Origin of the sequence: Inquilinus limosus DSM 16000, from assembly GCF_000423185.1 — a bacterium.
Lineage (GTDB): Bacteria > Pseudomonadota > Alphaproteobacteria > DSM-16000 > Inquilinaceae > Inquilinus > Inquilinus limosus.
Map to the genome: position 1 here is coordinate 20,596 of NZ_AUHM01000045.1, position 7,837 is coordinate 28,432.

Sequence of the window (7,837 nt, forward strand, 5' to 3'; positions counted from 1 at the left end):
CCTGCCGTCGGTGTCGCCGATCGATGTGTGAATGCCGTAGCCCCCGCAAGGGAACGGGGAGGATGAAAAGCATAGGTCGAGTCGAACGGCTGAGCTCCGAAAAGTCTCGCTTGCGGGAGAGACAACGAAGGCCGGCCGTATCAGACACCTGTCACCCGCTCTCTCACCTCACAGCCCTGGTCGTATCGGCCAGCCGTGAGGCCAAGTCGTAGGAGGAACCGATGGTCCAGCCCTGGCCGCGCTACCAATGGCCGCAAGGCCGCGACAGCGCCTTCTGCTTCACCGTCGATGTCGACGCGGATTCCCCCTATCTCTGGCAGCAGCGGGCGCCGGAGGCGACGCGCTCGCTGGGCCAGCTGGAGCAGCGCCGCTTCGGGCCGCGGATGGGGATCTGGCGGCTGCTCGACCTGCTCGACCGCTTCGGCGTCAAGGGCAGCTTCTTCGTGCCCGGCGCGGTGGCCGAGGCCAACCCCGAGCTGCTGCCGGCCTTCCTGGAGCGCGGGCACGAGATCGGCCTGCACGGCTATTTCCACGAGATCGTGGCGCAGAGCAGCGACGCCGAGTTCACCGGCGCCCTCGAGGCCTCGATCGAGGTGTTCCGCCGCCAGACCGGCGCGGTGCCGAAGGGCTTCCGCTCCCCGGCCTGGGAGATGACCCCGCACATGCTGGCGGAGATCCGCCGGCACGGCTTCTGGGACAGCTCGCTGATGGGCGCCGACCACCCCTACGAGATCGACGGCGTGGTCGAGGTGCCGGTGCAATGGGCGATCGACGACGCGGTGTTCTTCAAATTCTCCGGCGGCGGCACCGACCAGTGGCCGCCCGAGGCGCCGGGACCGATCCTGGAGGGCTGGCTGGACGAGTGGGAAGGCCTGCGCCGCCTCAACGGCCTGTTCATGCTGACCGTGCATGACTGGATCTCCGGCCGGGCCCAGCGGCTGCGGCTGCTGGATCGCCTGCTGGAGCGGATCACCGCGGCGCCGGATGTCTGGATCGCCACGGTCGGCGAGGTCGCGGCGTATCACGCCGGCTCGGCCAATGCCGGGCGGTTCGTGGCGGACTCCGACATCCCGGGCCCGGTGGAGCCGCGCCGCTTCGGGCGCCAGGCATGAATGCGAGCGCGCGCAAGGCCGAGATCCGCAGCCGCCACGGCCTGGTCGCGGCCCAGCACCGCACTGCCGCCGAGGCCGGCGCGGCGGTGCTGGCCCGCGGCGGCAACGCCATGGACGCGGCGGTGGTGGCGGCGCTGGTGCTGAGCGTGGTCGAGCCCTGGCTGTCCGGCATCGGCGGCGGCGGCTTCCTGCTGCATGCCGATGGATCGAGCGGCGCGGTCTCGGCGCTGGACTTCAACGTCCGGGCGCCGGCGGCGCTGGACCCGGCCGACTATCCCCTGGCGAAGGCCGACACCGGCAACTGGTTCCAATGGCCGTCGGTGGTCGAGGACCGCAACCTGATCGGCGGCAGCTCGATCTGCATCCCCGGCGCCGTCGCCGGCCTGGCCGCGGCGCTGGAGCGCTTCGGCACGATCGGCTGGGCCGAGGCGCTGGCGCCCGCCATCGAGCATGCCGAGCGCGGGCTGGAGATCGACTGGTACGCCGCCTACTGCCTGTCGATCGAAGCCGCGGCCCTGGCCCGCTTCGCGCCGACGGCCGCGCTGCTGCTCGAGGATGGCGAGGCCCCGAAGGCGGCGGACGGAAAGCACCGCCCGATGCCGGCCAAGGCCCGGATGCTGCGGCGGCTGGCGAAGGCCGGGGCGCGCGACTTCTACGAGGGCGAGACCGCGCGGGACCTGGCGGCCGACCTGGCCGAGGCCGGGTCCCGCATCACCGCCGCCGACCTCGCCGCCTATCGGCCGCGCTGGGCCGAGCCGCTGCGCGGTGCCTATCGCGGCCGGGACGTCTGGGCCATGCCGGGGTTGAGCGGCGGCCCAAGCCTCTTGGAGGCGCTGGATCTTCTGTCGGCGCGGACCGGCTGGGGCGACCGGCCGGATGCGCGTGCGGCCCTGGCCTACGCCCGGGCGGCGCGCGAGGCCTATCGTCGCCGCCTGACCGGGATGGGCCATGCCGGCCTTTCCCGCGACCCCGGCTGCACCAGCCATGTCTCCGTGGTCGACGCGCAGGGCAACTTCGTGTCGGTGACCAACACCCTGCTGTCCCGCTTCGGCTCCAAGGTGGTGCTGCCGCGGGCCGGCATCCTGATGAACAACGGCATGATGTGGTTCGATCCGCGGCCGGGCCAGCCGAACTCCATGGCGCCGGGCGCCCAGCCGCTGGCGAACATGTGCCCGCTGATCCTGGGCCGCGACGGCCGGCCGGAGCTGGCGATCGGCGCCGCCGGCGGCCGGTCGATCTTCCCGGCGCTGCTGCAGCTGATCTCCTACCTGGTCGATTACGGCATGTCGCTGGAGGAGGCCTTCCACACGCCGCGGGTCGATGCCAGCACGCCGACCATCAAGGTGAACGCGGCGGCCGCCCCCGATGTGGCCGCCGCGGTCGCCCGCGACTTCCCGGTCGAGATCGTCGAGGACACGCTGTATCCGGTGAACTTCGCCATCCCCTCGGCCGCGATGCGCGATCTCGGGACGGGCGACAGCATCGGCATGGCGCATCCGACCAGCCCCTGGTCCGGCGTCGCGGTCGGAGGGCCGGCCGATGCCGGCTGACGCGCCTCTCCTCGCCATCGACGGGCTACGGGTCGCCATCGGCGGCCGGTCGGTGGTCGACGGGGTCTCGCTGTCGATCCGCCGCGGCGAGGTGCTGGCCCTGGTGGGCGAAAGCGGCTGCGGCAAGAGCCTGACGGCGCTGTCGGTGCTGCGCCTGCTGCCCGCCGCCGCGCGGATCGCCGGCGGCGCCATCGCCATGGACGGGATCGACCTGCTGGGGCTGAACGAGGCGGCGCTGCGCGCCCTGCGCGGCAACCGGGCGTCGGTGATCTTCCAGGAGCCGGTGGCGTCGCTGAACCCGCTGGTCCGCGTCGGCGACCAGGTGGCGGAGAGCCTGCGGCTGCATCGCGGCGCCTCGGCCGCCGCGGCCCGGGCCGAGGCTGTCGCCATGCTGGCGCGGGTCGGCATCGCCGATCCGGAGCGCCGGGCCAGGCAGTTCCCCTTCGAGCTGTCGGGCGGCATGTGCCAGCGGGTGATGATCGCCTCGGCCCTGATCTGCCGGCCGGAGATCCTGATCGCCGACGAGCCGACCACGGCGCTGGACGTCACCATCCAGGCGCAGATCCTGGACCTCTTGAAGATCCTGCGGGCCGAGGCCGGCAGCGCCATCCTGCTGATCACCCACGACATGGGCGTGGTGGCCGACATGGCCGACCGGGTGGCGGTGATGTATGGCGGCACGGTGGTGGAGAGCGGGCCGGTCGACGCGATCTTCGATGCCCCGGCCCATCCCTACACGAGGCTGCTGCTGGCGACCGTGCCGCGGCTGGACGGCCCGCGGCGGCAGGAGCTGAAGACCATCGCCGGCGCGGTGCCGGACGCGGCGCATTGGCCGCAGGGCTGCCGCTTCCGCACCCGCTGCCCGCTGGCCGATGACCGCTGCGCCGAGGCGCCGCCGCCGGAGCCGGCCAACGGCGACATCGGCCATCTGGCCGCGTGCTGGCACGGCGACCGTGTGGGGGCGCTGGCATGAGCCTGCTTTCGGTCCGCGACCTGGCGGTGCATTTCCCGGTCCGCGGCGCGGCCAGGGGCGCCGTGGTCAAGGCGGTGGACGGCGTCTCGCTGGAGCTCGAAGCCGGCCGCACCCTGGCGCTGGTCGGCGAAAGCGGCTGCGGCAAGTCGACCACCGGCTACGCCATCCTGGGGCTGGAGCGGGCGACGCGCGGCACCGTGGCCTTCGAGGGCCGCGACGTCACCCATGCCGCCCCGGCCGAGCGCCGCGCCCTGGCCGGCGCCATGCAGATCGTGTTCCAGGACCCGAGCGCGGCGCTGGACCCGAAGATGCGGATCGGCGCCAGCATCGCCGAGCCGCTGGCGATCCGCGGCACGCCCGGCGCCGAGCGCCGCCGCCGGGTGGCGGAGCTGCTGGACCTGGTCGGCCTGCCGGGATCCTATGCCCAGCGCTATCCGAACGAGCTGTCGGGCGGGCAGCGCCAGCGGGTGGTGATCGCCCGCGCCCTGGCGCTGTCGCCGAAGCTGCTGGTCTGCGACGAGCCGGTCTCGGCGCTCGACGTCTCGATCCGCTCGCAGATCCTGAACCTCCTGGTGCGGCTGCAGGACCAGCTCGGCCTCGCCTATCTCTTCATCAGCCACGACCTGTCGGTGGTCCGCCACATCGCCGACCGGGTGGCGGTGATGTATCTCGGCACGATCGTCGAGCAGGGCGACACCGACGCGGTCTTCGCCTCTCCCTGCCATCCCTACACCGAGGCCCTCCTCTCGGCGATCCCGCTGCCGGACCCGCGGGCGCAGCGGCAGCGGCGCAAGATCATCCTGTCCGGCGACCTGCCGAGCCCGCTGGCCGCGCCCGCCGGCTGCCCCTTCGTCAGCCGCTGCCCGATCCGGGTCGAGGACTGCGCCGTCCGCCCGGCGCTGCGCCCGGCCGCGGGCGGGACGGAGGCCGCCTGCCTCGTGCGGGCAGGATAGCGACTATAGTTTGGGGCCGAGATGGATGCCCATCAGAGCCGCTGCGACCTCGCGGCGGCCCTGCATGAGCTTCCGGAACACGCGCGGCGCAAAATCCGCGGCCGTGAAGCGCGGGCCTCTCTTCGTCCGGATGCGTCGGCCGAGCCAGGCCGCGGCCCCTGCGAACCGCAAGGGCATGGCCAGACGGGGGTGACGAAGCTGAGCCATCCTTCGCCAATGCTGGGCCCTCGGCACCAGATTCCGGCACAGCGCGTCGGGGACCGGCACCTCGAACAGCTCGCGCAGGGTCAGCAGCTGGGTCTGGAATGCGTTCCGCTGCAGCCGGCCCGCCAGGAGCCGGGAAAGACAGAGCCAGTCGATGCCCTGCGGCGTCTGCGAAAGCTCCGCAAGATCATGGAGATGGCGCAGATCGATGGTGCCGCGCCAATAGTCTCCGTCCTTGATCAGGTCGTGCACGATCAGGTTCAGCGCCCGGAGGGTCGGCGACGGCAGCCGGGCCTGCGCGGCGTCCCGCATGACGGTCGAGAACTGCGCGGCGTCGGCGATCGCCGCACCGTCCAGGCCGCTGACGGTCCCGGGGCTGTGCAGTTCGAGCGCCCCCGCATCCTGTGGTCGCCAGACGCCGTGCTCCCCGTCCTCCGCCGCGCGGTAGCCCAGCCCGGCAAGGACGGCGTTCGCGACGGATATCTCCGCGTCCTGAACCAGCAGATCCAGATCGCTCATCATCCGGGCGCCGAGGGTCCGCTCGGGGGCGGAGAAGATGGTCCCCGCCCCCTTCAGCAGGATCGGCTGAATGCCCGACCGGTTCAGGGCGGCGACCGCCTCGACCAGCTGATCCCGCAGCAGGAGATTGCGCTGCCGGTTGCGGTCGTGAATGAAGGCCAGATAGTCGCACGCATCCGCAGGCAATGCCGAAAGCCCGCCGCAGCCGTCGAGGGCGACGAACAGCGCCGGCGTCATCCAGCACCGGCTGGCGACCTCGATCACCGGAAGCCAGTCCGCATCGGCCGGAGGCGTTCCGCGCAGAGCCAGGATCAGCGCTTCCGAAGGCGTCCTGCTCATAGACATGTCTGCCGCAATTCGCGGACCGCGTCGTCGAGATCCGCATAGCTCAGGACACAGCATTCCGCGCCGGCCATCGCCCCGGCCAGCAGGGCGAATGCGGGTGCGGACAGCCGCCGTCCGGGCGCCGTCGCCTCGGCCAGAATGGCCCGCATCGCCTCGATCCGGTCCAGGGGCGTCAGCATGGCCGGCCCATGGGGCTGTCGGCGAAGCAGCACCACCCATCCCAGGCGCAGCGGCTCGGCGGCCGGCGGAGCCGCGGGCGGCAGATAGCGGACATGCTGGTCGTCGGACCGGCGAAAGATCCGCAGATCGTCCAGGTCCGGCCGGAGTCCGGCCACCAGAGGCCAGGCGCCGGATTTGACCGACGCCGCAAACGGCACGCCCATCACCCGGCCGGTCGGCATCAGGAGGGCGATATCGTCGCCGGCATAGCCGAAGCCGCGATGCGCCAGAGCCACCGTCAGCGTCGTCTTCCCCGCGCCCGGTTCGCCGCACAGGAGCAGCATGCGCCCGCGGCACGCCAGCGACGCCGCATGGATCGCGATCGAATAGTCGGCATGGGCGAGGACGTCCTCCGTCAGCTGCGCCTTCAGGGCCGGCAGGATCTCGTCCAGGTCGCAGGTTCCGATCTCCCGCCCGCCGGCCCGCAGCCGAAACCGGTCTCCCACGGGCTCGGTCGAGAGCGACAGATCCACGACCGGGCGACCGTTCGCGTCCGGCCCGCCGGCTTGCAGATGGGCAAAGGCCGGGGCGGCGAGCCGGGCCAGCGCATCGGTCGCGTGGCGGATCTCGATCGCCAATCCGGCGATGCGGAGGAGCTGCCGATGGCCACTCGATCGGGACGCGACCGGCCCGGCGGGAACGCCGTCGGCCGGGACGACGAGGCCGAGCCGGCGCCATTCGGACAGGACCTCGCGCACGTAGCCGCCGGCAGCCCCGCACGGCACCCCGAGATCCACCAACCCGTCCATGACAGCCGCCGGTCGATGCCCCTCTCCCAGACGGCACCATATGTAGGCCGCCATGTCGTTCAGCTCGTAGATCTCCTGTCGCGCTTCGCTGAACACGAGCTTGCGCCCGTCCACGACGGCAAAGCCGGTTCCTTCCGCGGTGGTGAGATCCGCCGGGATGGCATCGCCTGCGACGGACATCCCGGCGACGTTCTCAGCTGATCGAGCCAATCGGAACGTCCTGAAGCAGACTGGCCACCGCCTCACCCCGGCGGAGCCTCACCCCGGTCCGGCCGGATACCACTGCGCCAAAGAAATTCAGCGCCAAGCTCATCCGGGCTTGCCGGGCTTGCCGGGCCTCCCCGGTCTGCCGGGCCTTCCGGGTCGCCCCGGCTTGCCACCGGACTTCGCGATCGCCTCCGACGACAAGCTGGTCGACAGCAGCATCGTGACTGCCGGCGGCGTGATGACGGCAAAGCGGCCGCATTTGGCAAGGAAGGCCCGTCGATCCGTCGCCGCGTCGACCGGTCCGGGTTCCGCAGGATGTCTGTCCATGGTCGTCGTGCTCGCCGCTATTTGGGTTTTGAAGATAAAGGCCACGATCCGGCGGTAAGCGCCGCATCACTATTTTGTGACAAAGACTATGCATGAGAGCAGTTGCTGAACAATTGGCACGTTCAGCGGCAACGACCGCCCAAATCCATGTTTTTTGGTGGAATAGGCGCACCACCGAAAGGCGTAGCGGCGTGTCGCTCTCACCGGCTGGCGCCCCTCGGGAAACGACGTCTTCGCGACACCGGCGTTGCGGCCGGGCCGAGCCGGCTTTCATCGGAAAGGAATTGTCGAGATCATCCGTCCGCTACTGCGAAAGACCAGCTTCAGCGCACGAAGCATCTACACGTATCATATGCAAGCGATTTCTGGAACCAAGATATCCACCTACCTCTCGTCAATACTGTGACCTTTCCGGTCGGATCGACACATGAAGATGAATTTATTCGTTCTTCCCGGGTCGTCATCATGACGACCATCCTCATCATTTGGGCCATCCTCGGTCCGTCGATCGGTCTTCTGGCCGGCTGCCTTCTCACCGCCGGCGCGAACGGGCGACATCCGATCGAAGGGATGCACGCCGGCGGACCGGCGGGGGAATATCACCGCCGCGGCCGATCCATCGCGGTGAAGGCTCGGCGCGAGCAGGAGAAGAGGGGCTGATGTGCGGCATCGTCGGCAT

At 70.9% G+C, this 7,837-nt stretch carries 8 protein-coding genes; 6 read left to right on the forward strand and 2 right to left on the reverse strand.

Annotated elements, in window-relative coordinates; all coding sequences use genetic code 11:
- The first annotated feature begins 221 nt into the window (after nucleotides 1-221).
- From G537_RS0128030 to G537_RS0128045, 4 genes are read left to right on the forward strand one after another with little or no spacing between them, the layout of a single operon-like run.
- A complete protein-coding gene (locus G537_RS0128030; RefSeq protein WP_026872910.1) occupies nucleotides 222-1,112 on the forward strand; it encodes a polysaccharide deacetylase family protein in 891 nt (296 codons plus the stop codon).
- On the forward strand, nucleotides 1,109-2,662 hold the full coding sequence (locus G537_RS0128035; RefSeq protein ID WP_026872911.1) for a gamma-glutamyltransferase: 1,554 nt from the start codon (nucleotides 1,109-1,111) through the stop codon (nucleotides 2,660-2,662). Before G537_RS0128030 ends, G537_RS0128035 begins: the two co-directional genes overlap by 4 nt.
- Nucleotides 2,652-3,635: an ABC transporter ATP-binding protein gene (locus G537_RS0128040; RefSeq protein ID WP_026872912.1), complete on the forward strand. Its 984-nt coding sequence runs from the start codon at nucleotides 2,652-2,654 to the stop codon at nucleotides 3,633-3,635. The genes G537_RS0128035 and G537_RS0128040 overlap by 11 nt, the downstream gene beginning before the upstream one ends.
- Nucleotides 3,632-4,588: an ABC transporter ATP-binding protein gene (locus G537_RS0128045; RefSeq protein WP_026872913.1), complete on the forward strand. Its 957-nt coding sequence runs from the start codon at nucleotides 3,632-3,634 to the stop codon at nucleotides 4,586-4,588. The genes G537_RS0128040 and G537_RS0128045 overlap by 4 nt, the downstream gene beginning before the upstream one ends.
- 3 nt (nucleotides 4,589-4,591) lie before the next feature.
- On the opposite strand, the gene G537_RS44355 is transcribed toward G537_RS0128045, so the two are convergent.
- Together G537_RS44355 and G537_RS44360 are read right to left on the reverse strand one after the other, a co-directional pair.
- Nucleotides 4,592-5,713, reverse strand: coding sequence for a nucleotidyltransferase family protein (locus G537_RS44355; RefSeq protein WP_342665237.1), 1,122 nt, complete (start codon nucleotides 5,711-5,713; stop codon nucleotides 4,592-4,594).
- A complete protein-coding gene (locus tag G537_RS44360; protein WP_051249231.1) occupies nucleotides 5,647-6,804 on the reverse strand; it encodes a DEAD/DEAH box helicase family protein in 1,158 nt (385 codons plus the stop codon). Before G537_RS44360 ends, G537_RS44355 begins: the two co-directional genes overlap by 67 nt.
- Here G537_RS44360 and G537_RS44365 point away from each other — a divergent pair.
- Together G537_RS44365 and G537_RS40335 are read left to right on the forward strand one after the other, a co-directional pair.
- The gene (locus tag G537_RS44365; protein ID WP_162146159.1) at nucleotides 6,782-7,216 is read left to right on the forward strand and encodes a hypothetical protein; all 435 of its coding nucleotides are present in this window, start codon (nucleotides 6,782-6,784) and stop codon (nucleotides 7,214-7,216) included. The two genes, G537_RS44360 and G537_RS44365, sit on opposite strands and share 23 nt — an antisense overlap.
- A 407-nt stretch (nucleotides 7,217-7,623) precedes the next feature.
- Nucleotides 7,624-7,818, forward strand: coding sequence for a hypothetical protein (locus G537_RS40335; protein WP_034853286.1), 195 nt, complete (start codon nucleotides 7,624-7,626; stop codon nucleotides 7,816-7,818).
- Nucleotides 7,819-7,837: the final 19 nt, after the last annotated feature.

Bases quoted from the DNA above. Each gene is read 5' to 3' on its own strand.
- G537_RS40335 (WP_034853286.1), top strand. From the start codon at position 7,624: ATGACGACCATCCTCATCATTTGGGCCATCCTCGGTCCGTCGATCGGT.
- G537_RS44355 (WP_342665237.1), bottom strand. From the start codon at position 5,713: ATGCTGTGTCCTGAGCTATGCGGATCTCGACGACGCGGTCCGCGAATT.
- G537_RS44365 (WP_162146159.1), top strand. From the start codon at position 6,782: ATGGCATCGCCTGCGACGGACATCCCGGCGACGTTCTCAGCTGATCGA.
- G537_RS0128040 (WP_026872912.1), top strand. From the start codon at position 2,652: ATGCCGGCTGACGCGCCTCTCCTCGCCATCGACGGGCTACGGGTCGCC.
- G537_RS0128045 (WP_026872913.1), top strand. From the start codon at position 3,632: ATGAGCCTGCTTTCGGTCCGCGACCTGGCGGTGCATTTCCCGGTCCGC.
- G537_RS0128035 (WP_026872911.1), top strand. From the start codon at position 1,109: ATGAATGCGAGCGCGCGCAAGGCCGAGATCCGCAGCCGCCACGGCCTG.
- G537_RS44360 (WP_051249231.1), bottom strand. From the start codon at position 6,804: ATGTCCGTCGCAGGCGATGCCATCCCGGCGGATCTCACCACCGCGGAA.
- G537_RS0128030 (WP_026872910.1), top strand. From the start codon at position 222: ATGGTCCAGCCCTGGCCGCGCTACCAATGGCCGCAAGGCCGCGACAGC.